We start from the raw sequence: 25,332 nt of genomic DNA on the forward strand, positions 1-25,332 counted from the left end.
GCAGAAGGCCGCTACGTAACCGCCTACTTTATAATTGAACTAAGAATGATGTGTGTAGGTCAAACTGGATAATCATGCAACACAGCCGGGTGATTGTTTAAAAATACTGTAAACTAGCGTCGTTGACCGCCGATCTGGCGCGCTGATAGCAGGCGCGAATTGCAGATTGTGTGGATTCGCGCTTGTGAGAATTCGTATCGTCCTGCTGGCCGCGTCCAGCATTCTCGCCGTCTCGGCCGCATCGGCCCAGCAGAACACGTCCACCACCACGCTCGACGAGATCGTCATCGACGGCCAGGCGGCCGGCCAGCGCGGCGTCGTCACGACCGACGGCTATGTCGCCACGTCGGGGCGCAGCGCCACCAAGACCGACACGCCGCTGCTCGAAACGCCGATGTCGATCTCGACCGTCACCCAGGCGCAGCTCGACGACCGCAGGCCCCAATCGCTGCTCGAGGCCCTGGCCTTCACGCCGGGCGCGCGGGTCGGCACCTATGGCTTCGACCCGCGCTACGACGCGTTCACGATCCGCGGCATCGATGTCACCAATACCGGCGTGTTCCGCGACGGCCTGAGGCAGATCAACAGTCCCAACGGCCTGTTCCGCCTCGAACCCTACGGCCTCGAAGCGATCTCGATCCTCCGCGGCCCGACCGCCTCGCTCTACGGCGCGAGCAGCTCGGCCGGCATCGTCGACCTGATCAGCAAGCGACCGACCGCGACGCCCTTCCGCGAGGTCGAGGTGCAGACCGGCTCGTTCGGTCGCCTTCAGGGCAGCTTCGACCTGTCGGGTCCGGTCAATGGCGACGAGCGTTTCCTCTACCGTCTGACCGGCCTCGTGCGCGACGCCGATACGGTGATCGGCGCGGTCAAGGACAACCGCGTCTTCATCGCGCCCGCCTTCACCTGGCGGCCGACGGAGGCGACGACCCTGACCTTCCTCAGCGAGTATATGAACTCGACCACGGGCGGCACGGCGGCCTACATCAATGCCTATGCGCCCTACGTCGATCGCAACGGCGTCGTCACCTCCAAGTCGATCGGCGCCACGCGGGTCTTCGGTGGCGACGGGCGCTACAACGCGTTCCGGCAGGACCAGTGGCGCATCGGCTACGAGCTCGATCATCGGTTCAACGAGACCTTCACGCTGCGCCAGCGGCTGCGCTATTCGCAGCTCAGCAACAATCAGCAATATGTCTTCGCCGGCTCGCCCGGCCTGACGCGCGAGGAGAATTCCGGCCTGGTCGTCGATACCAGCCTGGAGACGCGCCTGCGCACCGGCGAGATCGACCACAAGCTGCTCACCGGCGTCGACGTCACCTATCTGACCTACCAGAGCCGGGAGGGCTATGGCGGGACGATCGGCGTCGATCCCGACTTCGCCTCGCGCGTCCGCCAGACCCAGACGATGACCGGCATCTATGCGCAGGACCAGTTGAGCTGGCGGAACTGGCGGCTCACCCTCGGCGGCCGCTACGACTGGCTGTCGAGCCGGTTCGCCCGGGGCTTTCCCGCCGCCGGCGTCACCGACTATGCGCGCGAGGATGGCAAGTTTTCCGGCCGTGCGGCGCTGAGCTACGTCGCCGATTCCGGCCTTGCCCCCTACATTTCCTACGGCACCTCGTTCACGCCCAATCCTGGCGCCGTCCTCTCCGGCGGCGTCGCCGTGCCGACGACCGGCGAACAGGTCGAGGCCGGCGTCAAATACGACCTGCCGGGCCGCAACATGTCGCTGCGCGCCGCCGTCTTCAGCATCCGCCAGGAGAACGCCGTCGTCTACGAGGTCGTGCAGGGCATCAACCGGCAGGTCCAGCTCGACCTGCGCTCGCAGGGCTTCGAGCTCGAGGGCATCGCCTCCCTCGCCAATGGCCTGAGCTTCCAGGCGTCCTATTCCTACAACGATGCGCGCATTCTGAAGCTGACGCCGGAGACGGTCGGCAACCGGCTTTCCAGCGTGCCCTATCACATGGCGTCGGCCTGGCTGAACTATACCGTCCAGGACGGCCCGGCGCGCGGACTGGGGCTTGGGCTCGGCGTGCGTTATGTCGGCTCGAGCCTCGGCGACAACCTGAACCGCCCGGTGCTGGACAACAAGCCGCGCACCCTGATCGACGCCTCGATCCGCTACGACCTCGAGAACCTCAATCCGCAATGGCGCGGCCTGCGGCTGCAGGTCAACGCGACCAACCTGCTGAACGAGATGCGGCAGACCTGCACCGTCGGGTTCTGCTATTTCGACGAGGGGCGCAAGGTCATCGCCAGCCTGCGTTACCGCTGGTGAGCGGCGTCGAAACCCGCTCAGGCGAGCGGCGCGACCTCGCATCGCCCGCGGCGGTCGTCGTGGCGGTCGGCGGGCTCTACGTCGGCCAGAGCGTGATCGGCGGCATGACCTTCATGGCCCTGCCGAGCGTGCTGCGCGAGCAGGGGCTGCCGCTGGATCATATCGGCCTGACCTATCTGGCGGTGCTGCCCTGGGTGCTCAAGTTCCTGTGGGCTCCGGCGGTCGAGCGCTATCGCTCGCCGCCGACGGGCTACAGCCGCTCGCGTTCGATCGTCCTGGTCGGTGGGCTCCTGTCGGCTCTCGGCCTGGCTGCGACGGGCCTTGCGGGCCTCGGCAATCTCGTCGTCCTCATCGGCATTTTCGTGCTGATCGCCTTTGCTGCCGCGACCGTCGACATCGCCTGCGACGGGCATGCGGTCGAGGCGCTGTCGGAGCGCCACCATGGCTGGGGCAATGCTGCGCAGGTCGGTGGCGCCTATCTCGGCGCTGCCATCGGCTCCGGCCTGTTCCTGGTGCTGGTCGAGCGGTCCGGATGGCGCTCGGCTTCACTCGCCATGGCAGCGCTGCTCCTGGTGCTGGCGCTGCCGTTCCTGATGGCCGCGCCGGCCGTCTCGGCGGGCAGTTCGACACGCGCGCCCTCGCTCAAGGAGGCGCTCGGCCGGCGCGACATGCGTGCCGGACTGCTGCTCGCGGCGGTCTTCGTCACGACCCAGAAATGGGGCGTCAGCATGCTCGGGCCGTTCCTTGTCGATGCCGGCCTCGATCTCGGGTCGCTCGGTCTCGTCAACGGCCTCGGCGGGCTGGCGGTCGGTTTCGGCTGTGCGCTGCTCGGCGGCGCGCTGGTGCGGCTGTGGGGCGCCCGCCGCGTCATGGTCCTGGCGCTCGTGCTGCAGGCTCTCGCTCTCGCCGGCCTTGCCTTCGCCGCCCTGCGTGGCCTGCCGCAATCCTGGCTTGTCGCCTGCGCCCTTGCGAGCTCCTCCGGCATCATGGCCCTCGGCTTCGTGGCGCTCTATGCGCGTTTCATGGCTCTTGCCGATCCGCGGCAGGCGGGCGTCGACTTCACCTTGCTGCAATGCATGGACGCGCTCGTCAGCATGGCGGGCGGCGTCGGTGCCGGATGGATCGCGCAGCGTTGGGGTTACGGCACCTGCTTTGCGCTCGCGGCCGGGCTTGCCGTGGTCGCCGTTCCCGCCGTCGCCGTGCTGAGCCGGCCGGCCGCCGCAGTGCGGCCGGTCCCGTGATCGCTTCGCTCGCGCCGTGCTTCACCGGCACGCTCGGCCCCTATGCCGCCATGCTCGCGCTGCCCGGCCAGCATGCCGGACCGGTCGCCGGCCGCGCGCTGCGTGAGGCGGGGACCGTCGAGGCCCTGCTCGAGCGCTTCGCCGCCAACTATCCGGGCGGCGAAAGGCGGGCGCTGATCTCGATGTGGACGCAGTGGCAGTTCGCCGTGACGGTCATCCCGACGGTGGCCGCCATTCTCGTTCTCGATCGCGACCTGCCGGTCGACCTCGACGCGACCGCTCTGGCGCTCGACGGCGCGGGCCGCCCGGCGGCGATGGTTCTTGCCGGCGAGGGACGGCCGTTCGGGGTGGACGCGACGGCCCGTTTCACGCGCCTGCTCGACGGCCATGTCGCACCGGTGATCGATACGCTCGTCCGCCATTTCGGCGTCTCGCGGCGCCTCCTGTGGACCAATGCCGGCGCGATCTTCGAATGGACCCTGCAGCAGGCTGCCGGGCGCGCCCTCCCGGCGCCGCTCGGCGAGGGGCGGGCGCTGCTGGCGAGCCGCAGCGATGCGGCCGGCCGGCCCAATCCGCTGTTCGATGCGGTGCGCTATCCCTGCGAGGGCGGCGCGCCCGTCAGGCAGCGCAAGGTCTGCTGCCTGCGCTACCTGCTGCCGGGTATTGCCGATTGCGGCGATCTCTGTCCCTTGCCGGACGTCGGCGGGGCGATCGCGCGCAAGTCGCGACACGTCGCCTGATGCGGGCGAGCTGAGGTCTTGCGGCGCGCAAGCGCGTCAGGCGACCTGACGCAGGAAGGTGCGCTCTTCCGACAGGATGAATCGCTCGCGCTCGGCCATCTCGAAATTGCCCCGCGCCTCCTCGTCGGTCCGCAGGCGCGTCCGGTAGTTTTCGTAGGCCGCGAGGCTCTCGAACGACATCAGTGCGAAGGCGATGTTGTTGGTGCCCTCGTGCGGCATCCAGTAGCCGAGGAGATCGGCTCCGACGCGCGGGATGATCCTGAGCCAGTTGCGCGCGTAGGCCTCGAAGGCCTCGCGCTTGAACGGATCGATCTGGTAGCGGATGAAGACGGTGACGGTCATGGCATGGCCTCGTTGAAGCGGGAACGAAGCCAGGATCGCATGCTGCCGGCGGGTGATGGTTCGGTGCCGGTCGAAGCTTGCGGGCGGCGCTGCCGCCGCCCGTGTCATGAGCCGCAGACGATCAGGCCGGCTGTTCGGGCCGGCCGAGCGGTGCGCCGGGTCCGGTCCGTTCGAGGATCAGGCCGTAATGCTCGACCCGCCGGTGCCGGGCGAAGTCGAAGATCGTCTCTTTGCCGAAGCGGGTTTCGTCGAGGTCGCAGGCGACCACCAGGACGCCGTCCGCCTCGTGGTCGAGTTCGCCGAGAAGCCGGCCGTTCGGATCGACCACCAGCGTTCCGCCGGTCAGGTGGTGACCGTCCTCGGTCCCGGCTTTTGCGACTGCCACCACGAAGGTCGCGTTCTGGTAGGCTCCGGCCTGGCACGACAGGCGGTGATGGAACATCCGGTCGGCCATGCTTTCGCTGGCACGCTGGGAATTGGCGGAAGGCGTGTTGAAGCCGAGCACGACCATCTCGACGCCCTGCAGGCCCATGACCCGGTAGGTTTCCGGCCAGCGGCGGTCGTTGCAGATCGCCATGCCGACGCGGCCGCCCTCGAACTCCCAGACCGGGAAGCCGAGATCGCCGGGCTCGAAATAGCGCTTTTCGAGGTGCTGGTGCGACCGCTCGGGGTCGTAGTCGACGTGGCCGGGCAGGTGGATCTTGCGGTACTTGGCGACGATCCGGCCGCTCCGGTCGACCAGGATCGAGGTGTTGAAGTGCCGGCCCTCGGGCGTCAGCTCGGCATAGCCGAAGCTCATGGCCATGCCGAGCGTCCTGGCCCGGTCGAACAGCGGCTGCGTGTCTGGCCCGGGCATGGCGCGCTCGAACCACTGGTCCATCTCGGCACGGTCCTCGGCGTACCAGCGCGGGAAGAATGTGGTCAGCGCCAGTTCCGGATAGACGATGAAGGTCGCGCCCTTGCCATGGGCCTCCTCCATCAGGGCGATCATCCGCCCGACAATGGCGGCGCGGCTGTCGGCCTTCTGATTGGGACCGAGCTGGGCGGCGGCGACGGTGATGATGCGGGACATCGGAGCTGGGTTCCTCGATCAGGAGGCGGGATGAGGCGGGGAGGCGGAAAGCCTCTCGTCGATGAGGCTGACGGTTGCGGCCAGCACGCGGGCACCGGCCTCGACCTGTCCGGGCTCGGCCCATTCCTCGGGCGCGTGGCTGCGGCCGTCGCGGCAGGGAATGAAGATCATGCCGACCGGACCGGTGGCCGCGACGAACACGCCGTCATGGCCCGCGCCGCTGGCGATCGGCTGGCTGGAATGGCCGGTGCGGCTGCTGGCATCGGCGATCGCCTGCTGGACGAGGCCGGCACAGGCCGTCGGTGCCACATGCGAGACGAGCTCGCGGCTGACGCTGAGGCCGAGTTCGTCCATCCGCTCGCGCACCGCCTCCACGAGGTCGGCGCCGAATCGGACGACCGCCTCCTCGTCCGCCGAGCGGACCTCGAGCGACAGGACGGCTTCGCCCGGAACCGCATTGGCGGCGTTGGGGCTGACGGTCATGTGGCCGATCGTGCCGACGACGGGCTGGTTGCGCCCTTTCAGGCCGTGCGCCTTGGCGTGGACCGTTTCGATGATGCGCGCCGCACCCACCAGGGCGTCGCGGCGATAGGCCATCGGCGTCGTGCCGGAATGATCCGCCCGGCCGGTGACGGTGATGCGTTCGCGCCGGATGCCGACAATGTCTGTGACGATGCCGATATCCGTGCCCGCGCTTTCCAGGATCCGGCCCTGCTCGATATGGACTTCGACATAGGCGGCCGTCTTCGGCACCGCGCCGAGTTCGTCGGGGCGGCCGCCGACCATCACGAGGCCCTCCCTGAGCGTCAGGCCGTCCGGACGCTTGAGCGCCAGCATGTCCGGCGTGAGCTTGCCGGCGAAGGCGCGGCTGCCGATGCAGGAGAGGCCGAATTCGCTCGGCTCCTCGGCCAGGAAATCCACCACCTTCAGGGGATGGGCCAGCCGCTCGCCCCGCTCGATGAGGTCCTGGGCGGTTTCGAGCGCGGCGACCACGCCGAGAATGCCGTCGAACCGGCCGCCCGAGGGGACCGTGTCGGAATGCGATCCAATCATGATCGGATCGCGGCTCGCATCCCTGCCGGCGAGGAGGCCGACGAGATTGCCGGCCGCATCGATCGAGACATCGAGGCCGGCCGCGGCGAACTCGGCCGCGAGCCACTCCCGGCCTTCCAGGAAGCGCGGGGTGAAGGAGCGCCGGGTCCACGGCCTGTCGGGCTCGGTGATGGCGGAGAGCGCCTCGATGCGGCGCCACAGTCGGTCGCGGTCAATGGCCATGCTGTTCGCTTCCTGCCGGGGCGGGCGGGACGAACCGTCCGTCGCCGGGCTTGTTGCACATGGCATTGCCATCAAAGGCGAGCGCACCGCGCAAGTAGGTGGCGGCGACGCGCACCGAAAAAACATGGCCCTCGAACGACGACCATCGCACGGCCGACAGGCTGCGCGAGGGGTCGAAGGCGAAACTGCCGGGCTCCAGCACGACGATGTCGGCATCCGCCCCCGGCGCGATGCGGCCCTTGTCGGCGAGCAGGAAGGCCCTGGCGGGGCCTTCGCACAGGAGCTTCACCACCGTGGAGGGGGAGATGCCGCGCTCGGCGCAGCCGGTCCACAGCGCCGGCAGCAGGGTTTCGAGGCCGGGACCGCCGGAATTGTTGGCGAAGATGTTGGGATTGCCCTTCTTCTCCAGGCCCCAGGACACATGATCGGAGGAGACGAAATCGCAGTCGCCGCGGGCGATGTAGGTCCAGAGCCGCTCCATCTCGGCCCTCGGGCGGATCGGCGGATAGTGCTTGGCGCGGGCGCCGAAGCGGCGGACATGATCCTCCTCGTTCATCATCAGATACTGGACGCAGGTTTCGATCGTCGCCTTGTGGCCTGCCTGCCGGTACATGTTGCAGATCTCGAAGCCGCGCGCGGTGGAGACGTGCACGGCATGGGCGCGGGCGCCGGTCTCCGCGCCGAGCTCGTAGATCCGCGCGGTCGCGAGATTCTCGATCAGGGGCGTGTGGGCGCGGCCGAAGGCGTCCCAGCCGGTATCGCCGGCAGCCACGAGGCGGGCGATGTTCGCCTGCGTCATCGCCTGGTCCTGGTTGTGCACGCCGCAGAGGAGGCCGCTCGGCGCGATCCGGCGGAACGCCTCGAACAGCGTATCGTCGGCGATGCGCGGGAAGCGGGTCGGATTGGCCTCGAAGGTCGAGAACTTGAACGCGCAGGCGCCGGCTTCGATCAGGCCGGGAATGGCGCCAAGGCCGTCCTCGACGGCGATGGTGGCGTAGAGCGCGACGTCGACCTGCGCCTCGCGCTCCACCACCTGGCGCTTGGCCTCGAAATGGCGGCGGGTGGTGACCGGCTCGGGCTCGTCATACGGCATGTCGACCATGACCGTGATGCCGCCGGCAGCGGCGGCCCGCGAGGCCATGCCGATGCCTTCCTGGCCTTCCTGGCTGCCGGAATGGACCTGCCCGTCGATGACGCCGGGCATGATCCACTGCCCACGGAAATCTTCGCTGCGTCGCGCCGCCGGCGGCGCCCCGGCGCCGACCAGCGCCACCTTGCCGTCGCGGATCGCGACATGACCATTGTCGATGATGCGGTCTGCCAGCACGACATTGCCGCGCAGGACGAGGTCGAAATCGCTCATGAGGTATCTGCTCGCTGCCACATCCGGACCGGGCGACGGTTCGGCTTCGGCCGCGACCATAGCGGCATGGCATCGAGATCAAGACATGCTAATTCTCGGACCATCTATAATTCGAGGTTATGCCCATGACGATGAATCTTCGGCAGATCGAGGTGTTCCGTGCCGTCATGGTGACCGGCTCGGTCAGCGGCGCGGCGCGGCTTCTCGCCGTGTCGCAGCCGGCGATCAGCCGATTGCTTGCCTATACCGAGGACCGCCTCGGCCTTGCGCTGTTCGAGCGCGTGAAGGGCCGCGTCCAGCCGACGCCCGAGGCGCGCCGGCTGTTCGCCGAGGTCGACCAGGTCCATCAGGGCGTGGTGCGGGTCAACGAGCTGGCCGACGAGCTGCGGCACGGCGGCACCGGCTCGGTGCGCATGGTGGCGAGCCCGAGCGTCGGCCATGTCCTGGTACCCAAGGCGATCGCGCGCTTTCGCGCGCGTTATCCCGAGGTCCGCATCGAGCTCGAGATCCTCACGCTCTCCGAGCTGATCGCCAAGGTCGGCAGCAACCGGGTCGACCTCGCTGTCACCTCCATTGCCGTAGACGAGCCGACCGTGACCTCCGAATCGATCGGGGAGGGCCGGCTCCAGGTGATCTTCCCGGCCGACCATCCGCTCGGCGGCAAGCGGGTCATCAAGCCGTCCGACCTCGCGGCCTATCCGATCATCAGCTATGGCCCGCAGACGCCCTACGGCATGATCGTCAGCCGCGTTCTGTCGACCACCACGCGGCCGATCCGCGTCAACACCCAGGTGCGGTTCACCCCCAATGCCTGCAGCCTGGTGCAGGCCGGCGCCGGCATCGCGATCGTCGACGATTTCGTGCTGATGGACGCGGCCTGGCCCAATATCCAGTCGCGGCCTCTGGTGCCGAAGACCACCACGCGGGTGCATCTCCTGACCGCGCGGGTGGAGCCGCTGTCACGCGTCGCACGCGCCTTCGTCGGCTATCTGAAGGACCTGCTCGCGGAATCATCGATGGCTGTCGGATCGCCCTGACGCGGATGGCGGGGGCCGCGCGGCGGCGTTGGCGGGGCGCAGGCCGGGGCGGGGAAGCGGGGGCATAACGCGGCATTATAGGTCGCGCCGAATTTGGTATTTGATTTTACGCCCACCTTGGCGCCAGCGTCCGGCTGGGAACGCTCAAGGAGGGCAATATGCGGGCCATCAAGACATCCATCCTCGCTCTGTCGGCGAGCCTGGCGCTGGCGGCGGGGGCACCGGCAGGCGCCGCCGAGCGCGTTTCGCTGATGCTCGACTGGATCCCGACCGGCGACTACGCCCCCTATTACGCGGGCATTGCGTCGGGCATCTACCAGCGCAACGGCATCGAGCTCAGGATCACCCGCGGCAACGGTTCGGGCGACACGCTGACCAAGCTCGCCGGCGGCGCCGCCGATATCGGCATGGCCGACATTTCCGCCCTGTTCACGGCGCGCCAGCGCGGCAACATGCCGGTCAAGATGATCGCCGCCGTCTATGCCCATTCGCCGCATTCGCTGTTCGTGCGCAAGGATTCCGGCATTACCAGCTTTGCCGGGCTCGAAGGCCGGCGCATCGGCATCACGCCGGGCAACAGCCATCGGCTCTATTTCCCGGCGGTTGCCGCGGCCGCCCATACCGATCCCAACAAGATCGAATGGGTGACGGTGGACGGCTCCTCCATGGCGGCGCTCCTGATCAGCGGGCGTATCGATGCGGCGCCGTTCTATTCGACCAACTTCTACTACCAGAACAAGCAGGCCATGCGGGCCGGGCGCGAGCTTGCCTTCCTGCCCTTCGTCGAGGCAGGCTTCTCGATCTATTCCCTGTCGTTCCACGCGACCGAGGCGACCATCCGGAACCGGCCGGACATGCTGCGCAACTTCCTGAAGGCGACACGCGAGGCCTGGACCGCCGCCCGGGCCAATCCGCAGGCGACCTGCGAGGCGCATGTGCGCATGGTCCCTGAGGTCGCGCTCGACGATTGCCTCGGCAGCCTCAATGCCACGCTCGGCTTCATCTTCACCGATCATTCCGCGGCGGTCGGGCTCGGCGGCATCAGCGACGAGCGGCTGAACAAGACCTACGAGGTGGTGGCGAGCGCCCAGGGCCTCGACGCGCAGCTCAATCCGCGCACTGCGGTCGACATGAGCCTCCTGCCCGCCAATCCCTGACAATCGCCGCCCGGGCCCCGGCCGATGCCGGGGCAGGGCGCAAGGACCCTCCATGATCGAAATCGACAATGCGGGCCAGGTTTTCGGCCCGGTCGGCGCGGGCGGATTGCGCGCGCTCGACGGCATCAATCTGACCATTCGCGACCGCGAGATCGTCACCCTGGTCGGCCCGTCGGGCTGCGGCAAGTCGACCTTGCTGCGCCTCGTCTCCGGGCTCATTCCGCCGTCCGAAGGCAGCATCCGGATCGACGGCGAAACGGTCGTGGCGCCCCGCCAGGACACCGGCATCGTGTTCCAGGCGCCGACCCTGCTGCCCTGGGCGACGATCTTCGAGAACGTCATGTTCCCCTCCAGCATCATGAAGCGGGACGACGAGGCCGCGCGGCAGCGGGCGCGCGACCTCCTGCAGGTCGCCGGCATTGCCGACTTCGCCGACCGCCGGCCGAAGCAGTTGTCGGGCGGCATGCAGCAGCGGGCGGCGATCTGCCGGGCGCTGGTGCACAACCCGTCCGTCCTGCTCATGGACGAGCCATTCGGTGCGCTCGACGCCCTGACGCGCGAGGTGATGACGATCGAGCTCCTGCGCATCTGGGCCGCCAGCCCGAAGACCATCCTGTTCGTGACGCATTCGATCCCCGAGGCCGTGATCCTCGCCGATCGCGTCGTGGTGATGTCGCCGCGGCCGGGCCGGATCGCCGAGATCATCGACGTCGACCTGCCGCGCCCGCGCAATTTCGCGCTCGCCGGCCATCCCGAGTTCCAGCGCTGTGCCGAGCGCATCCGCAATCTCATCTTCGGCGACCAGGGGGCGCAGTTCGATGTCCAGCACTGACCTTCGCCGCTGGCTCAATTCGACCCGCGAATTCACCGTTCCGCTGATCGCCCTGGTCGTGCTGATGCTGATCTGGGAGGCCGGCTGCCGGCTCTTCGACGTGCCCGAATATCTCCTGCCGGCGCCGAGCCGGATCGTCGAGGACACCGCCGCCATGGGCTGGGTGGTCGGTGATCACACGCTGGCGACGCTGCGCACCATTCTCTACGGCTTTCTCCTGTCGATCGCGGTCAGCCTGCCGCTCGCCGTGCTGATCGCCTCCTCGCGCCTCTTCGCTGACGCGATCTACCCGCTGCTGGTGCTGACCCAGTCCGTGCCGAAAGTGGCGATCGCGCCGATCCTGGTGGTCATTCTCGGCCCGAACGAACTGCCGCGGGTGATCGTCACCTTCCTCGTCGCCTTCTTCCCGCTGGTCATCTCGATCACGGCCGGCCTGATGGCGGTGCCGTCGGAACTGGTCGAGCTGTCGCGCTCATGCCGCGCCACCAAGCTGCAGGAACTGACCCGCATCCGCTTGCCCTATTCGATTCCCTTCCTGTTCTCCGGATTGAAGGTCGCCATCGCGCTGTCGGTGGTCGGCGCGGTGGTCGGCGAGTTCGTCGCCGCCGAGCGCGGGCTCGGCTATCTCATCACCTCGGCCACCGCCTTCTTCAAGGTGCCGGTCGCCTTCGGCGCCATGCTCATCCTCGCGATCCTCGGCATCGTGCTGTTCCAGGCGATCGTCGTCGTCGAGCGGGTGTTCTTCCCCTGGGCCGCGGCGGAGGAGCCGCGCACCTGAGCTTGCCCGCGCCGGGCGCATCGTGATCCGCTCGGCGCACCGAAGGCCCGCCTTGCCGGCATGCGCATCGCCGGGGCGGGCCGCACCGCCGTGCATCAGCCATCGACAGGACCTCCATCATGTCTCAAGACCGACGCCATCAGGTGATCCGCAACGCGCTTGTGCTGCGTCCCGGCGCAAGCCAGGCCGAGCCGCTCGACATCCTGATCGAGGGCGACACGATCCGCGAGATCGGGCCGCGCGGCATGGCGGCGCCGGAGGAGGCGCTGGCGGTCGACGCGACGAGCCGGCTGATCCACGCCGGCCTCGTCAACGCCCATACGCACGGCCATGGCACGCTGGCCAAGGCCATGGGCGACCGCTGGTCGCTGGAACTGCTGCTCGCCGCCGGTCCCTGGATCAGCGGCAATCGCAGCCTCGAGGACAAATATCTCAGCGCCAGCCTCAATGCCGCCGAGATGGTGCTGAAGGGCGCGACGGCCTGCTACGACCTGTTCTTCGAGGTGCCCGCGCCGAGCGTCGAGGGCATGGCGGCGGTGGCGCGGGCCTATGGCGACGTCGGCATGCGCGCGACCATTGCGCCGATGGTCGCCGACCTCTCGCTCTACCAGGCCATTCCCGGCCTCTACGAGGCCTTGCCGGAAAGCCTCAAGGCCGCCGTCGACAAGATGCGGCTGCAGCCCTACGAGGCGACCCTGCGCGACATCGAGGCCTTCATGCGCGGTGATGGGGTGGACGGCGACAAGCTCAAGCTGGCGTTGGCGCCGACCATTCCGCTGCACTGTTCCGATGATTTCCTCGGCGCCTGCCGCGACTGCGCGCGCCGCTTCGGTCTCGGCCTGCACAGCCATGTCGCCGAATCGAAGATCCAGGCCCTCGCGGCCATGAAGCGCTATGGCCGCACGATCACCGCCCATATCGACGCGCTCGGCCTCGTCGGTCCGCAGTTCACCGTAGCGCACGGCGTCTGGCTCGATCCGGACGACATGCGCCGGCTGGCCGACAAGGGCGCGTCCGTCGCGCACAATCCCGGCAGCAACATGCGTCTTGGCAGCGGCATCGCCGACATGCGCGGCATGCTCGAAGCCGGTGTCAATGTCGCGATCGGAACGGACGGGTCCAATTCGGCCGACAACCAGAACATGTACGAGGCGGCACGCCTGGCCTCGCTCGCCTCGAAGGTGCGCGGCCCCGACCATGGGCGCTGGGTGACCACGCCGGAAGCGCTGAGCGCGGCGACCGAGGGCGGCGCCCGCGCGCTCGGCTTCGAGGGCAAGATCGGCCGGATCGCGGTCGGCTACAAGGCCGATCTCGTCTTTGTCGACCTCGACCATATCAATTGGCTGCCGCACAACCGCACGGTCAACCAGATCATCCATGTCGAGGACGGCAACGCCGTGCACAGCGTCATGATCGGCGGCCGGTTCGTCGTCGAGAACCGGCGGCTGACCACCGTCGACATCAAGGCGTTGGCCGCCAAGGCGGAAGCGGCACGCGAGCGCCTGGCCGCGGCCAACGAGCCGATGCGGATCCTCGCCGAGAAGCTGCAGGACGCGGTCGGTGCCTTCTGCGTCGGGCTCGCGCGCCAGCCCTATCAGGTCGACCGCTATGCGAGCCGGCCGGGCGAGGGCGCCTGGTAAGGGCGAAGACCCTCAGGTCCCGGCGGCATGGCCGCCGGGCACCTTCCGCATGATTCAATCGATGTCGAACTTGACGCCCTGGGCGAGCGGCATGGCGCGGCCATAGTTCACCGCGCTGGTCATGCGCCGCATATAGGCCTTCCAGGCGTCCGAGCCGGATTCGCGGCCGCCGCCGGTCTCCTTCTCGCCGCCGAAGGCGCCGCCGATCTCGGCGCCCGACGAGCCCATATTGACGTTGGCGATGCCGCAGTCCGAGCCCATGGCGGACAGGAACCGGTCGGCCTCGCGCATGTCGGTGGTAAAGATCGACGACGACAGGCCCTGGGGCACGTCGTTCTGCAGGCGGATCGCCTCCTCGAAATCGGAATATTTGAGCACGTAGAGGATCGGCGCGAAGGTTTCCTCGACCACCGGGCCCGTCTGCGCCGGCGCTTCGACGAGGGCGGGGCGGACATAGTAGGCGGCGGCCGCGCCGGCGATCGTCTGGCGCTCGCCGCCCTGGATTGTCGCGCCGATGCCGCGGGCGGCATCCAGCGCCGTCTGCATGGCGTTGAAGGCGGCCTCGTCGATCAGCGGGCCGACCAGGGCGTCGCTTTCGATCGGATTGCCGATCGAGACATTGGCATAGACCTGGCGCAGCCGGGGCACGAGCTTGTCGTAGACGCTTTCGTGCACGATCAGGCGGCGCAGCGTGGTGCAGCGTTGGCCGGCCGTGCCCATGGCGCCGAAGGCGATGGCGCGCAGCGCGAGATCGAGATCGGCCGAGGGGCAGACGATGGAGGCATTGTTGCCGCCGAGCTCGAGAATCGCCCGGCCGAAGCGGGCCGCGACACGCTGGCCGACGATGCGGCCCATGGCCGTGGAGCCGGTGGCCGAGACGACCGGCACGCGCCTGTCGTCGACCAGGATCTCGCCGATGTCGCGGCCGCCGACGATGAGCGGCGCCAGGCCCGTGGGGGCGCCGTCGAAGGCGTCGGCGACGCGGCGCACCAGGGCGGTCACGGCGATGGCGGTGAGCGGCGTCTTTTCGGAAGGCTTCCAGATGACGCTGTCGCCGCAGACGAAGGCGAGCGCCGCGTTCCAGGACCAGACGGCGACGGGGAAGTTGAAGGCCGAGATGACGCCGACCGGGCCCACCGGGTGCCACTGCTCCATCAGGCGATGGTCGGGCCGCTCGCTGCCCATGGTGAGGCCGTAGAGCTGACGCGACAGGCCGACGGCGAAATCGCAGATGTCGATCATCTCCTGGACCTCGCCGAGGCCTTCGGACACGATCTTGCCGACTTCGATGGTCACCAGCCGGCCGAGCGCCTCCTTGTGCTGGCGCAGCGCCTCGCCGATGAGGCGAACGAATTCGCCGCGGCGCGGCGCCGGTACCGCGCGCCAGGCGAGAAAGGCCTGATGTGCTTCGGCGATCGCGGCCTTCGCCTCGGCTGGCGTCGTGTCCTTGACCCGCGCGATGGTTTCACCCGTGAGCGGCGAGCGCACGAGGCGATCGCCCGACGTATAGGCCGTGGCGGCGACGCCGAACGAGGCGAGGATGTCGGCAGTCTCCTGCGCGAGGCTGCCGGCGGGTTGTGTCGATACGGCTTCAAGGGTCATGAGGCGTTCCTCGCATCACCAGGGCGGACGGATCCTGTCGGACCCTAGCGCTTATCCACGGGCCATGGCGACGGAAAGCGATCTTCCGGCATCGGGTCATGCGTATCGGGAATGACCCGATGCCGGAGCCGGTGCGGGCGGGCCGGTTTTGGCCCGCCGGCGTGCCGGGGGGTCAGGCGACCAGGAAGCCGGCGCCGACCGGATCGTTGCGGTCGATCACCCAGCGGGCCGTGCCGAGCAGGCCGGCCGTGCCCTTCACCGTCGGGCGGACGGCGCGGGTGCCGTTGAGATCGGTCTCGCCGATCAGGCAGCCCTCGAAGGTGCCGCTGCCAAGCAGCCCCTCGGATCGGATCGGCTGGTTGATCGCCAGCAGGCCGCGGGCCTCGTACATCGCCATCATCGCGCTGGTGCCGGTGCCGCCGGGCGAGCGGTCGAGCTGACCGGCCGAGAAGACATGGACGTTCTTGTAGAAGGCGCCCTCGATCGTCGGCTCGTGCCAGAAGGTGACGAAGTTGAAGTTGTTGATATGGGCCGAGGCGGGGTGCTGGATGGCCACCTTCTGCCGCAGCTGCTCGCGCGCCATGATGCCGAGGCGCGACAGCTCCGAGCCGTTCTCCGGCGCGATCCTGAGCGAGGAGCCGCGCAGGTCGATGATGCCGAAATAGTTGCCGCCCCAGACGATGTCGGCCTTCAGCGGACCGACCTCGGGCAGTTCGAGCGGCACGTCCTGGGCCGCGACATAGGCGGGCACGTTTTCGAAGCGCGTCCAGTGCACCTGTGCGTCGTCATGGGCGACCTCGGCCGTCACCGGGCCGGCGGTCGTCTCGAAACGGATGGTCGTGCGGCCGTTCTCGCCGCGGCGGACGAGGCCGAGGGCGACCATTGCCATGCCGACTGCGATCGTGCCGTGGCCGCACATGTGCGAATACTGGGTGCCGTCGATATAGATGAGGCCGGCATCGAAATCGGGGCCGGAGGGCGGCGTGAGGAACACGCCGAACATGTCGCGATGGCCGCGCGGCTCGCGCATGAGGGCCCGGCGCAGCCAGTCGTAGTTCTCTTCAAGGAACCGGCGCTTTTCCAGGATCGAGGAACCCGGCGGATAGGGGATGCCGCTGTGGATGATGCAGAGGGGTTCACCCTCGGTATGGGTATAGACGACGTCGAAGACATCCTGCTGGCGCATGGCTCGGGCTCCTTGGGGGTTCGGCAGGTCTCAGCGGCGCTCGGAGAGAACGTCGAGGCCGAAGATCAGGTCGATGGCGATGATGGTGATGGCCGCGACGAGAATGGTGATCGACGAGACGGCGGCAATGGTCGGGTCGATCGTGTACTGGACGTAGTTGAACAGCTTGACGGGGATCGTCTGCAGCTCGGCGGTGGTGTTGAAGATGCTGAGCTCGACATTGATCCAGGAGGCGATGAAGGCGAAGATCGCGCCGCTGACGATGCCGCTGCGGATCTGCGGCAGCGTGACCAGGAAGAAGGTCGCGACCGGACCGGCGCCGAGGTCGGCGGAGGCCTCCTCCAGGCTGCGCTGGTCGTCGGTAAGCTGGGGCAGCACCGCGCGCAGCACGAAAGGCACGATGATCACGACGTGGCCGACCAGCAGCGCGGCGAAGCTGCGGGTCAGGCCGATCGCCGCGCCGTACTGGAGCAGCGCGGCGCCGAGCACGACATGCGGCAGGATCAGCGGCGACATGAGAATGGCGGAAATGATGCGCTGGCCGGGAAAGGCGTGGCGCGCGATGGCGAGCGCCGCCGGCACGGCCATGAGGATGGCGAGCGCGGTCGCCACCGCCGCGAGCAGCGTGCTGGTGGCGAAGGCCGCGACGTAGCTCGGATCGCCCAGCATCCGGCCATACCAGGCGAGCGTCAGCCCCTGCGGCGGGAAGGCGAGGAAGCTGCTCGATGTCAGCGAAGCGCCGACGATGACGGCGAGCGGCAGTACGAGATAGGTGAGCGTCGCATAGGAGATGAGGCGGACGGCGAGCGTGATCATGTCAGGCTCCCCGTGTCTGGCCGATGCGGCCGGCAAGGGCGACGAGGGCGAGGGTCATCACCAGCATGGTGATGCTGAGCGCGCCGCCATAGTGGAAATCGAAGACCGAGCTGTATTGCTGGAAGATCAGCATCGAGAACACGGTAACGCGGCCGCCGCTGAGGAGCGCGGGCGTCACATAGGCGCTGACCGCCATCATGAAGACCATGACCGCGCCGGAGACGAGGCCGGGCAGGCTCAACGGGAAGGTGACCGTCCAGAACGTGCCGGCGGGCGTCGCGCCGAGATCGGCCGCGGCCTGTTCCAGCGATGGATCGACCTTGGCGAGCGCATTGCCGACGGCAATGACGATGAACGGCAGCAGGATGTAGACGAGGCCGATGAGGATGCCGAGCTCGGTGCCTATGAAGCGCATCGGCCGCTCGATCAGGCCGGTCGCGACCAGGCTGTCATTGACGAGGCCGTTGCGGCCGAGCAGCACCATCCAGCCGAAGGAGCGGACGATGTTGCTGGTGAACAGCGGCACGACCAGGAGGATCACGCAGAGCCGGCGCCAGAGCGGCCAGCGCACGATGCGGACGAGATACCAGGCGAGCGGATAGCCGATCAGCACGGACACGACGGTGGTCAGCGCGCCGATCCGGAACGTGACCCAGAGAACGTCCCAGTGATAGCGATCCAGCAGAATGCGGGCGTAGTTGGCGGCGGAGATATCACCGGCGGGATTGGTCAGGCTGGCAATGGCGATGACCGCCATCGGCGCCAGGAAGAACGCGGCGAAGAAGGCGAGCGGCAGGCCGATCAGCAGAGCCGCGGTGCGGGTCGAAGCGGCCATGGATGTCATCCCGCCACGAGATGGAGGTCGTCGGGCCGGAACGCCGCGACGACGCTTGCGCCCTTGGCCATGTGCGGCGGTACCTGTCCGCCGATGCGGCAGGTCAGCACCGTCTCGCCGGCTCGCAGCGTGACCAGCACATGGCTGCCGACATGGATCAACTCCTCGACGATGGCCGGAACCGCGGCGAACCCTTCTCCGGGGGCTGCCGGCAGAAGGCGGATCGCCTCCGGGCGCAGGACCGCGACCGGTTCCGCGATCGGCGTGGCGGGCGCCGGAAGCGTGATGCCGCCGAGCGACAGGGCGATGCGTCCGTCGGGCAGGGATCTGGCCGGAATGAGGTTGGCCTCGCCGATGAAGTCGGCGACGAAACGGGTGCAAGGGGCGCGATAGATCTCCTGGCCCGGTCCCGCCTGCTCGATCCGGCCGCGGTTCATCACCACGATCCGGTCGGCCATGGTCAGGGCCTCGTCCTGGTCGTGGGTGACGAAGACGAAGGCGATGCCGAGCCGGGCCTGCAACTGCTTCAGCTCGATCTGTACGCGCTTGCGCAGCTTCAGGTCGAGCGCGCTGAGGGGCTCGTCGAGCAGGAGCAGCTTCGGCTTGTTGACGATGGCGCGGGCGAGCGCCACGCGCTGCTGCTGGCCGCCGGACAGCTCGCGCGGGTAACGCGCCCCGAAACCGGCGAGCCCGACCAGCTCGAGCGCCGTCGCAGCCTCGGCCTGGGCGACGGTCCTGGCGACGCCGCGGCGGCGCGGGCCGTAGGCGACATTGTCGGCGACGCTCATGTGGGGGAACAGCGCGTAGTTCTGGAACACGGTGTTGAGCGGCCGGCGATACGGCGGCAGGCGGGTGATGTCCTCGCCGCCGATGCGGATCGCGCCGGCCTCGGGCACGAGGAAGCCGGCAATGCAGCGCAGCAGCGTGGTCTTGCCGCAGCCGGAGGGGCCGAGCAGGGCGACAAATTCGCCTTCCGCGACATCGAGCGCGATATCGGTCAGCGCGGGCTGTCGGCCGAAATGCTTGGCGAGCCCGCTGATCTCGAGCAGGGGAGCGGTCATGATGGATCGAGCCTAGCGACGCGCGATTTCGCGATTCCACTGGTCGACGATCCGGGCGCGCTCGGCGTTGATCATGGTCCAGTCGAACAGCTGCAGGTCGGCCACCGATCCGCGTTCGCCCCAGGGCAGCTTGGGGGCAGTGTCCGGCTTGACCGTCACGTTGCGGACGGCGGGGCCGAGATAGAGCTTGTCGGCAAGGCCCGCGGCCGCCTCGGCGGTGAGGGCATGGTCGATGAACAGGCGTGCGGCCTCGCTCTTCGCCGTGCCCTTGACCAGGTGCAGCCGGGCATCGGTCGCCCAGACGCCTTCCTTCGGCACCACGAAGCCGATCGGCAGGCCCTTGTCGGCAAGGTCCCAGGCGCCGACGTTGAAGTGCGCGCCGATAATGGCTTCGCCGCTCTGGTAGGCATTGGTCGCGGCACCCGAGGAATCGAAGAACAGGGCGGCCTTGAGTTCCTTGATCCGGCGGAAGGTCGGCGCGAGGTCGCCGGCCGGCATTCCCCAGATCTTCGACAGGAACATCAGGAAGGGCACGCCGGCGGAATTGGCCGGCGACGGGATGGTGACGGCGTCCTCGAACTCGCTTTTCCAGAGGTCGTTCCAGGACGTCGGCGCCGTGCGCACCTTCTGCGTATTGTAGGCAAGGCCCAGGGAGTAGTAGCCGCCGCCGACCGCGTAGATGTCCGACCCGTTGCGATAGATCGCCTCCGGCGCGACGTCGCCGAGATTTTTGAGGCCGGCGGGATCGAGCCGGTCGAGCACGCCGGCGGCTTCGGCCAGCTCGCTGATGCCGCCGTCGAGCCAGGCGACGTCGATCGTCGGCGCGGCCTTCTGCTGCTGCAGCTTGGCGAGCGTGACGGTCGAGGTGCCGATTTCCGCGTTGACGGCGATGCCGGTCGCCTTGGTGAAGGGCTCCGCGACGCAGGTGCGGAAGGCATCGCCCCAATTGCCGCCATACCAGGCGACGGTGATCGAGGTCGGCTTCTGGGCGATCGCCGGGGCCGCCAAGGCGCTGGCAGCGAGACCCGTCAGCACGACACGCCTGGATACCGTCATGATCGTTCTCCTCTGTCCGGCTTGGCGGCCTTGTTGACGCCAGCATCGCGCCGGGGGACGGATTTCACTAGAACGAACGAGCCTGAAAGTAGAATATTCGCGACATGACCGAGATCATCGACATCGGCCTTGCGACCGGCGCGGGAGTGTCGCCACCCGCGGCGCCCGCCCGCGCCCCGCTGCGCATCGGCTTCGTCCTGCTCGACCAGTTCACCCTGGCCGCCTTTTCGGGACTGATCGACGCGCTGAGGCTCGCCGCCGATCATGGCGGGCGGAGCCGGCAGGTGCATGTCGCCTGGACGGTGATGACGGTCGGCGGCGGTCCGCGCAGCTCGAGCTGCGGCGTGTCGGTCACCCCGAATGCCGATCTCACCGATCCCGCCGAGTTCGACTATCTCGCCGTCTGCGGCGGCAACGACTATCTCAACGACCGGCTTTCGCCGGTGCTCGGCGACTATCTCAGGGCCGCGGCGCGTCGCGGCGTGCGCCTGCTGGGCATCTGCACCGGCACCTTCGCGATCGCCCAGGCCGGGCTGATCGGCGACCGCAAGGTCTGCGTCCACTGGAACGTGCTGGATGCCTTCGGCGAGCGGTTTCCCGACCTCGATGCGGCGGTCGACCGGCTGTTCATCGACGAGGGCGACCTGATCACCTGCGCCGGCTCGACGGCGGCGATCGATCTCGGGCTCTATCTGATCGCGCGGCACTGCGGCCGCGACAAGGCGCAGCAGGCGATGCGCCACATGATGCTGCAGGACATGCGCCCCGCCGGCGTGCCGCAGCCGCATTTCTACGCCCAGCTCGACGGCATCGCCGATATCCGCGTCCGGCAGGCCGCGCAGTTCATCGAGCAGCGGCTCGACAATCCGCCGCCGGTCGCGGCGATCGCGCGTTATGTCGGGCTCGGCCCGCGCCAACTGGAACGGCTGTTCCAGTCCTGGCTCGGCATCGGCCCGGCGGCTTTCCAGCGCCGGCTCAGGCTGGAATATGGCCGCTGGCTGCTGACCAACAGCCGGCGCCGGATCACCGAGATCGCGATCGATGCGGGCTTTGCCGACAGCGCGCATTTCGCGCGCGATTTCCGCCATGCCTTCGGCTGTTCGCCGCGGCGGTTCCGGGCCATGCCGGAAGGGCCCGCCGGTGCGCCTTTTCCGGCGCTCGCCGGCCCTGCGCTGGCAGCAGGGCCGGATGGCGATCGTCTGCCTTGATGACGCCGTGATCGGCTTGTTACAACCCGGCCACCGCAATGGTTGAGGAATCGTTGAGCATGAAGGCGTGGTTGCTTGCCCTCGCCGGGGCCGTCCTGGCGCTGCCGGGCGTCTGTGCCGCCGATGCGCGGCTGGAAGCGTCGCTCCGGCGGCTCGAGCCGGGGACCCGGCTGGAGCAGGTTTGCGACATCGCCGTCATGCAGCGCATTCGGGCCGACAGCAGCCCCTACCGGCCCGACAAGGTGCTGGCGGCTGCGCGCGCCGAGCCGCGCCTCACCGGCGATACGCTGGACAGCGTCGGCGGCGCCTTCCGCAGCGGCGGCCAGTGGTATCAGGTGACGTTCGAATGCCAGGCGACGCCCGACCGCATGCATGTGCTGTCGCTCAGCTATACGATCGGCGCCCAGATCCCGGAAAGCGATTGGGACAATTTCGGTCTCTATCCCTGACCGGCCCTACTGGACCTTGGTCAGGCTCTGCAGGATCGCGCCGAGCTCGCTGGCATAGGTCTTCTCGCCGTCCTTCGAGCCCCAATAGCTGAGGATCAGCACAGTTTCCGGATTGGCGATCAGGATGCCGACGCTGATCTCGGCCTGCTCGCCCTCTGAATCCTTGCCGCTATAGCCGAGAAACAGGGTGGGCATGCCGTTGATGGTCATCTCACGCTGGCGCTGCGTCGATGGATCGATCTCGACACCCTGGGAGACGAGGTAGGCGAGGGCCTGCTTCATCGCATCCTCGACATTGCGGGCGCTCGCGACGTTGACCGCCACATAGATCTCGTCATCGGCGGTCGTCGCCTCCACGCCTCGCTCGGTGACGTTCGGCGACCAGGCATCCGGCAGGCTGATGGTCGCGACGACGGGCGCGCCGAGCTGGAAATCCTTCGCGGCGGCGCTGTCCGTCCCGAATGGGAGCGCAAGCAGCATGGCGACAAGGGCGGCGAACGGGAGCTTGCGGAGGGCGGGCTTGGACGCGGTGGAATTGGGCATGGCGGACCTTCGGTTCAGGCCGCCGCCATCGCGGGAACATCGGCTTCGCAGCCGGGCGGAGGCCGGGATCGCCTCCGTCAATGCATCAGCGTGGTGACGCTGTCGTCTCAGCCAGCGCACGAACTTGCGGCACGGCCGGCAAGCTCGTTCCGGGGCCGACGATCCCGTCACATCGAGGGGATCGGATTGATCTGCCCGGTTCTGGCGTTGACCGCCTCGACATCGGCACGCGACAGTCCGATATCGGACAGTGCGCGCTCGTCGAGAGCATAGAGCGCGCGTGCCGTTCGCCGCCGCGCGAGCCAGGCTTCGACCCGCAGGACGAGCGGCAGGAGCGGGCTTTCCCGTCGGGCTGATCCGGGGTCAAAATGGTGAAGCCCGTCTGTGGCTGAAACCATGCTCATGGCACCGGTCCTCATCGTTCATTTGTCGATACAAAATATGGGTCTTGCGGCTCTCTCGATCAAATGAGAACTTCTTCGCTCACGCCCAAGAAAAACTTGGCCACGCCATGACCCGCCGCCATTTACCCCCGCTCAATGCCCTGCGCGCCTTCGAGGCCGCGGCACGCCACCTGAATTTCGAGAAGGCGGGCGACGAAATCGCCGTGACGGCAAGCGCCGTCGGCCAGCAGATCAAGACGCTGGAGACCTGGCTGCAGCGGCCTCTGTTCGTCCGGCTGCCCAGCAAGGGGGTGGCGCTGACGGCTGCAGGGGAGCGTTATGCCTTCGCGGTCACGCAGGTGCTGGACCAGTTGAACGAAGCCACCCTGCGGGCGCTACGGCCGGATGCCGGCAATATCCTCACGGTCGCCACGGTGCCGAGCCTTGCCGCGAGCTGGCTCATTCCCCGCCTCGGCCGCTTCAAGGCGCGTCATCCTGCGCTCGACGTCCGTGTGTCGGTCTCGCATGGATTGACCGATTTCGCCCGCGAGGATGTCGATGTCGCGATCCGCCTCGGCGGCGGCGTCTATCCGGGCCTGCGCAGCGACCTTCTGATGCGGGAGAGCTTCTTCCCGGTGTGCAGCGCTGCGCTCGTCAACGATCCGGTTCGGCCGCTGCGCGAGCCGGCGGACCTTGCCCATCACACGTTGATCCAGGAGCCGCAGGAGGGCATGCCCGACCACATCACCTGGCCACGCTGGCTGGAGCGGGTCGGCGTGAAGGGCGTCGATGGCAGCAGGGGCCCGCAATTCTCGCACACCTTCCTGTCGCTCCAGGCGGCGGCGTCGGGGCAGGGCGTCGCCCTCGCCACCAGCGTGCTGATCGGCGACTATCTCGACGCTGGACGCCTGGTGCGGCCGTTCCCGCACGAAGTCCCCGGGCCCTATCAGTACTACGTCGTCTGCCCGGAGGCTGCGGCCGAGCGGACGGCCATCGTCGCCTTCCGCGACTGGCTGATGGAGGAAGCCGCGGCGCATATCGCACGTGCTGCCGAATGATTGCCGGCTTCAACCATCCGATGAGCGACCGGAATCGGATTGTCGAGATCGGCCCGCAAAGTCCTGCAGGGACTCGCGGAAACGCCGCTCAGGCCTGGCGGCGCGGCCGGCGGCGCGCGGCCGGGCGGGCATGCTTGAGTGCCGCGTGGTCGGCCGCTGTCTGGTCGGCATAGGCGAGCGAGAAAGCGGCAAGCGCATCCTCGAAGACGCCCGATCTTCCGACGTAGCCGGCAATGACCGCGGGATCGCCCGACCGCGCATGGGCGCGCGCAAGTGTCCGGCCGCACAGCAGGGCATATTCGAGCAGGGCATTGCCCTCCAGGAGTTCCCCGACCGAGCCGAGGCGACGGTTCTTCAGCTGGCGGACATAGAAATGCCGGCCCGAGGCCGGGTCCTCGACGCTGCCGAGGAAAGCATCGCTCGCCGCCTGCATGACCCGCTGGCCCTCGACCACGCGACGCCCCTGATCACGGATCCCGCTGCCGCCCGGGCGGAACCGCTCCAGCACGGAGGCCTGGGCTTCCTTGATCTGCAGGAACAGCGGCTCGCCGTCGCCGGTCATGTAGAGGCCGATGGCACAGAAGGTGCCGACGCTGCCGACGCCGACCACCTTGAACGCCAGGTCTTCGAGCCGGAAGCGGGTCAGCAGCACCTGCCGGTCGGGCGGCAGGTTGGCCTGGTAGAGCGACAGCACGTCGCGGCTGTCGACACCATGGGAGCGTATCCGGGCCGCATCGAGGTGGTAGATCAGGGGCGGGCGATCCTCGATACGGCAGACATTGCCCTTGGTCTTGGCGAGGTGCGGGAAATTGTCGTCCTGAGCCAGCGTCTTCTTCGCCTTGACGATGGTCTTGAGCAGGGCTTCGCGCAGCTTGTCCTCGGCGATCCGCTCGGCCTCGCGGGCGAGGTCGATCCGGCTGTGCCAGATCGCGAGGGGCGACAGCCCGGCAAGCGCGCGGATGTGGTCGCAATAGGCCTGGGCGGTGGCTGCGGCAAAGGCGCGGGCCTTCTTCTTCGGATAGCCGGCATCGAGGGCCGCGACCGCGACGCTGGCCACCAGGCGCTTAAGGTCGACGGTGAAGTCGATGCCGCCGAGCGTTTCATCGAAGTCGTTGATGTCGAACAGAATGCGGCCTTCGGGGGTGCCGAAGGCGCCGAAATTCAAAAGATGGCAGTCGCCGCAGGCCTGTACGGCGATGCCGGGCACGGGCATGCCGGCAAGGTCTGCGGCCATCACCGAGGCCGCACCGCGCAAGAAGGTGAAGGGCGAGGCGAGCATCCGTTCATAGCGTATCGGCAGCAGCGCCGCGATCCGGCTGGCGTCGACGGCGGCGAGCAGCGCGGCGGGATCGCGCCCCGGTGCCAGCGTCAAATCTG

Annotated in this window: 24 protein-coding genes; 11 read left to right on the top strand and 13 right to left on the bottom strand. The window is 68.3% G+C overall.

Features of this window, described 5'->3' with window-relative positions; translation table 11 throughout:
• Positions 1 to 184 precede the first annotated feature (184 nt).
• From OZ671_RS08855 to fhuF, 3 genes are read left to right on the top strand one after another with little or no spacing between them, the layout of a single operon-like run.
• The gene (locus OZ671_RS08855) at positions 185 to 2,281 is read left to right on the top strand and encodes a TonB-dependent siderophore receptor (protein ID WP_268860416.1); all 2,097 of its coding nucleotides are present in this window, start codon (positions 185 to 187) and stop codon (positions 2,279 to 2,281) included.
• Entirely contained in the window at positions 2,278 to 3,522 is a 1,245-nt protein-coding gene (locus OZ671_RS08860) for an MFS transporter (protein ID WP_268860417.1), read from the top strand. Before OZ671_RS08855 ends, OZ671_RS08860 begins: the two co-directional genes overlap by 4 nt.
• Positions 3,519 to 4,262, top strand: a complete 744-nt coding sequence (gene fhuF, locus OZ671_RS08865; RefSeq protein ID WP_268860418.1) for a siderophore-iron reductase FhuF — start codon at positions 3,519 to 3,521, stop codon at positions 4,260 to 4,262. Before OZ671_RS08860 ends, fhuF begins: the two co-directional genes overlap by 4 nt.
• A 36-nt stretch (positions 4,263 to 4,298) precedes the next feature.
• On the opposite strand, the gene OZ671_RS08870 is transcribed toward fhuF, so the two are convergent.
• From OZ671_RS08870 to OZ671_RS08885, 4 genes are all read right to left on the bottom strand, one after another.
• Positions 4,299 to 4,604, bottom strand: coding sequence for an NIPSNAP family protein (locus OZ671_RS08870; RefSeq protein WP_268860419.1), 306 nt, complete (start codon positions 4,602 to 4,604; stop codon positions 4,299 to 4,301).
• A gap of 121 nt (positions 4,605 to 4,725) precedes the next feature.
• The gene (locus tag OZ671_RS08875) at positions 4,726 to 5,676 is read right to left on the bottom strand and encodes an N-carbamoyl-D-amino-acid hydrolase (RefSeq protein WP_038311319.1); all 951 of its coding nucleotides are present in this window, start codon (positions 5,674 to 5,676) and stop codon (positions 4,726 to 4,728) included.
• An 18-nt stretch (positions 5,677 to 5,694) separates the two neighbouring features.
• Entirely contained in the window at positions 5,695 to 6,951 is a 1,257-nt protein-coding gene (locus tag OZ671_RS08880; RefSeq protein ID WP_268860420.1) for a Zn-dependent hydrolase, read from the bottom strand.
• A complete protein-coding gene (locus OZ671_RS08885) occupies positions 6,941 to 8,314 on the bottom strand; it encodes a dihydroorotase (protein WP_268860421.1) in 1,374 nt (457 codons plus the stop codon). The genes OZ671_RS08880 and OZ671_RS08885 overlap by 11 nt, the downstream gene beginning before the upstream one ends.
• Positions 8,315 to 8,439: 125 nt before the next feature.
• On the opposite strand from OZ671_RS08885, the gene OZ671_RS08890 reads away from it, so the two are divergent.
• From OZ671_RS08890 to OZ671_RS08910, 5 genes are all read left to right on the top strand, one after another.
• Entirely contained in the window at positions 8,440 to 9,351 is a 912-nt protein-coding gene (locus tag OZ671_RS08890) for a LysR family transcriptional regulator (RefSeq protein WP_268860422.1), read from the top strand.
• Positions 9,352 to 9,509: 158 nt separating this feature from the next.
• The gene (locus OZ671_RS08895) at positions 9,510 to 10,508 is read left to right on the top strand and encodes an ABC transporter substrate-binding protein (RefSeq protein WP_268860423.1); all 999 of its coding nucleotides are present in this window, start codon (positions 9,510 to 9,512) and stop codon (positions 10,506 to 10,508) included.
• 52 nt (positions 10,509 to 10,560) lie between these two features.
• Positions 10,561 to 11,340: an ABC transporter ATP-binding protein gene (locus OZ671_RS08900; RefSeq protein WP_268860424.1), complete on the top strand. Its 780-nt coding sequence runs from the start codon at positions 10,561 to 10,563 to the stop codon at positions 11,338 to 11,340.
• The gene (locus tag OZ671_RS08905; protein ID WP_268860425.1) at positions 11,327 to 12,118 is read left to right on the top strand and encodes an ABC transporter permease; all 792 of its coding nucleotides are present in this window, start codon (positions 11,327 to 11,329) and stop codon (positions 12,116 to 12,118) included. The genes OZ671_RS08900 and OZ671_RS08905 overlap by 14 nt, the downstream gene beginning before the upstream one ends.
• Before the next feature lie 119 nt (positions 12,119 to 12,237).
• Entirely contained in the window at positions 12,238 to 13,758 is a 1,521-nt protein-coding gene (locus OZ671_RS08910) for an amidohydrolase family protein (protein WP_268860426.1), read from the top strand.
• A 54-nt stretch (positions 13,759 to 13,812) separates the two neighbouring features.
• On the opposite strand, the gene amaB is transcribed toward OZ671_RS08910, so the two are convergent.
• The 6 genes from amaB to OZ671_RS08940 form a co-directional block, all read right to left on the bottom strand.
• The gene (amaB, locus tag OZ671_RS08915) at positions 13,813 to 15,360 is read right to left on the bottom strand and encodes an L-piperidine-6-carboxylate dehydrogenase (protein ID WP_268860427.1); all 1,548 of its coding nucleotides are present in this window, start codon (positions 15,358 to 15,360) and stop codon (positions 13,813 to 13,815) included.
• A 172-nt stretch (positions 15,361 to 15,532) separates the two neighbouring features.
• Positions 15,533 to 16,546: a proline racemase family protein gene (locus tag OZ671_RS08920; RefSeq protein ID WP_268860428.1), complete on the bottom strand. Its 1,014-nt coding sequence runs from the start codon at positions 16,544 to 16,546 to the stop codon at positions 15,533 to 15,535.
• 30 nt (positions 16,547 to 16,576) lie between these two features.
• The gene (locus OZ671_RS08925; RefSeq protein ID WP_268860429.1) at positions 16,577 to 17,362 is read right to left on the bottom strand and encodes an ABC transporter permease; all 786 of its coding nucleotides are present in this window, start codon (positions 17,360 to 17,362) and stop codon (positions 16,577 to 16,579) included.
• 1 nt (position 17,363) lies between these two features.
• Positions 17,364 to 18,197, bottom strand: coding sequence for an ABC transporter permease (locus OZ671_RS08930; protein ID WP_268860430.1), 834 nt, complete (start codon positions 18,195 to 18,197; stop codon positions 17,364 to 17,366).
• Between the two features lie 5 nt (positions 18,198 to 18,202).
• On the bottom strand, positions 18,203 to 19,258 hold the full coding sequence (locus OZ671_RS08935) for an ABC transporter ATP-binding protein (protein WP_268860431.1): 1,056 nt from the start codon (positions 19,256 to 19,258) through the stop codon (positions 18,203 to 18,205).
• Between the two features lie 12 nt (positions 19,259 to 19,270).
• Entirely contained in the window at positions 19,271 to 20,314 is a 1,044-nt protein-coding gene (locus OZ671_RS08940) for an ABC transporter substrate-binding protein (protein ID WP_268860432.1), read from the bottom strand.
• A 104-nt stretch (positions 20,315 to 20,418) separates the two neighbouring features.
• Here OZ671_RS08940 and OZ671_RS08945 point away from each other — a divergent pair, with 104 nt between their 5' ends.
• Positions 20,419 to 21,522, top strand: a complete 1,104-nt coding sequence (locus tag OZ671_RS08945; protein ID WP_268860433.1) for a GlxA family transcriptional regulator — start codon at positions 20,419 to 20,421, stop codon at positions 21,520 to 21,522.
• A 59-nt stretch (positions 21,523 to 21,581) separates the two neighbouring features.
• Positions 21,582 to 21,971 (top strand): DUF930 domain-containing protein, encoded by a 390-nt coding sequence (locus OZ671_RS08950; RefSeq protein ID WP_268860434.1) that lies wholly within the window; start codon positions 21,582 to 21,584, stop codon positions 21,969 to 21,971.
• A 6-nt stretch (positions 21,972 to 21,977) separates the two neighbouring features.
• Here OZ671_RS08950 and OZ671_RS08955 read toward each other — a convergent pair whose 3' ends face one another.
• A complete protein-coding gene (locus tag OZ671_RS08955) occupies positions 21,978 to 22,514 on the bottom strand; it encodes a hypothetical protein (RefSeq protein ID WP_268860435.1) in 537 nt (178 codons plus the stop codon).
• 167 nt (positions 22,515 to 22,681) lie between these two features.
• On the bottom strand, positions 22,682 to 22,918 hold the full coding sequence (locus OZ671_RS08960) for a DUF1127 domain-containing protein (protein WP_268860436.1): 237 nt from the start codon (positions 22,916 to 22,918) through the stop codon (positions 22,682 to 22,684).
• 107 nt (positions 22,919 to 23,025) lie between these two features.
• Here OZ671_RS08960 and gcvA point away from each other — a divergent pair, with 107 nt between their 5' ends.
• Entirely contained in the window at positions 23,026 to 23,955 is a 930-nt protein-coding gene (gene gcvA, locus OZ671_RS08965) for a transcriptional regulator GcvA (RefSeq protein ID WP_268860437.1), read from the top strand.
• Positions 23,956 to 24,043: 88 nt separating this feature from the next.
• Here the strand turns inward: gcvA and OZ671_RS08970 are convergent, their stop codons facing one another.
• Entirely contained in the window at positions 24,044 to 25,327 is a 1,284-nt protein-coding gene (locus OZ671_RS08970; protein WP_268860438.1) for a DUF2252 domain-containing protein, read from the bottom strand.
• Positions 25,328 to 25,332 lie beyond the last annotated feature (5 nt).

The organism is Phreatobacter sp. AB_2022a (assembly GCF_026847585.1).
Lineage (GTDB): Bacteria > Pseudomonadota > Alphaproteobacteria > Rhizobiales > Phreatobacteraceae > Phreatobacter.

What these genes read in the sequence shown, in the direction of transcription:
- OZ671_RS08910 (WP_268860426.1), top strand. Translation starts at nt 12,238, where the DNA reads ATGTCTCAAGACCGACGCCATCAGGTGATCCGCAACGCGCTTGTGCTG.
- OZ671_RS08935 (WP_268860431.1), bottom strand. Translation starts at nt 19,258, where the DNA reads ATGACCGCTCCCCTGCTCGAGATCAGCGGGCTCGCCAAGCATTTCGGC.
- OZ671_RS08870 (WP_268860419.1), bottom strand. Translation starts at nt 4,604, where the DNA reads ATGACCGTCACCGTCTTCATCCGCTACCAGATCGATCCGTTCAAGCGC.
- OZ671_RS08950 (WP_268860434.1), top strand. Translation starts at nt 21,582, where the DNA reads ATGAAGGCGTGGTTGCTTGCCCTCGCCGGGGCCGTCCTGGCGCTGCCG.
- OZ671_RS08925 (WP_268860429.1), bottom strand. Translation starts at nt 17,362, where the DNA reads ATGATCACGCTCGCCGTCCGCCTCATCTCCTATGCGACGCTCACCTAT.
- OZ671_RS08895 (WP_268860423.1), top strand. Translation starts at nt 9,510, where the DNA reads ATGCGGGCCATCAAGACATCCATCCTCGCTCTGTCGGCGAGCCTGGCG.
- OZ671_RS08955 (WP_268860435.1), bottom strand. Translation starts at nt 22,514, where the DNA reads ATGCCCAATTCCACCGCGTCCAAGCCCGCCCTCCGCAAGCTCCCGTTC.
- OZ671_RS08940 (WP_268860432.1), bottom strand. Translation starts at nt 20,314, where the DNA reads ATGACGGTATCCAGGCGTGTCGTGCTGACGGGTCTCGCTGCCAGCGCC.
- OZ671_RS08920 (WP_268860428.1), bottom strand. Translation starts at nt 16,546, where the DNA reads ATGCGCCAGCAGGATGTCTTCGACGTCGTCTATACCCATACCGAGGGT.
- OZ671_RS08880 (WP_268860420.1), bottom strand. Translation starts at nt 6,951, where the DNA reads ATGGCCATTGACCGCGACCGACTGTGGCGCCGCATCGAGGCGCTCTCC.
- OZ671_RS08930 (WP_268860430.1), bottom strand. Translation starts at nt 18,197, where the DNA reads ATGGCCGCTTCGACCCGCACCGCGGCTCTGCTGATCGGCCTGCCGCTC.
- OZ671_RS08890 (WP_268860422.1), top strand. Translation starts at nt 8,440, where the DNA reads ATGACGATGAATCTTCGGCAGATCGAGGTGTTCCGTGCCGTCATGGTG.
- OZ671_RS08875 (WP_038311319.1), bottom strand. Translation starts at nt 5,676, where the DNA reads ATGTCCCGCATCATCACCGTCGCCGCCGCCCAGCTCGGTCCCAATCAG.
- OZ671_RS08945 (WP_268860433.1), top strand. Translation starts at nt 20,419, where the DNA reads ATGACCGAGATCATCGACATCGGCCTTGCGACCGGCGCGGGAGTGTCG.
- OZ671_RS08885 (WP_268860421.1), bottom strand. Translation starts at nt 8,314, where the DNA reads ATGAGCGATTTCGACCTCGTCCTGCGCGGCAATGTCGTGCTGGCAGAC.
- OZ671_RS08905 (WP_268860425.1), top strand. Translation starts at nt 11,327, where the DNA reads ATGTCCAGCACTGACCTTCGCCGCTGGCTCAATTCGACCCGCGAATTC.
- OZ671_RS08960 (WP_268860436.1), bottom strand. Translation starts at nt 22,918, where the DNA reads ATGAGCATGGTTTCAGCCACAGACGGGCTTCACCATTTTGACCCCGGA.
- gcvA (WP_268860437.1), top strand. Translation starts at nt 23,026, where the DNA reads ATGACCCGCCGCCATTTACCCCCGCTCAATGCCCTGCGCGCCTTCGAG.
- OZ671_RS08900 (WP_268860424.1), top strand. Translation starts at nt 10,561, where the DNA reads ATGATCGAAATCGACAATGCGGGCCAGGTTTTCGGCCCGGTCGGCGCG.
- amaB (WP_268860427.1), bottom strand. Translation starts at nt 15,360, where the DNA reads ATGACCCTTGAAGCCGTATCGACACAACCCGCCGGCAGCCTCGCGCAG.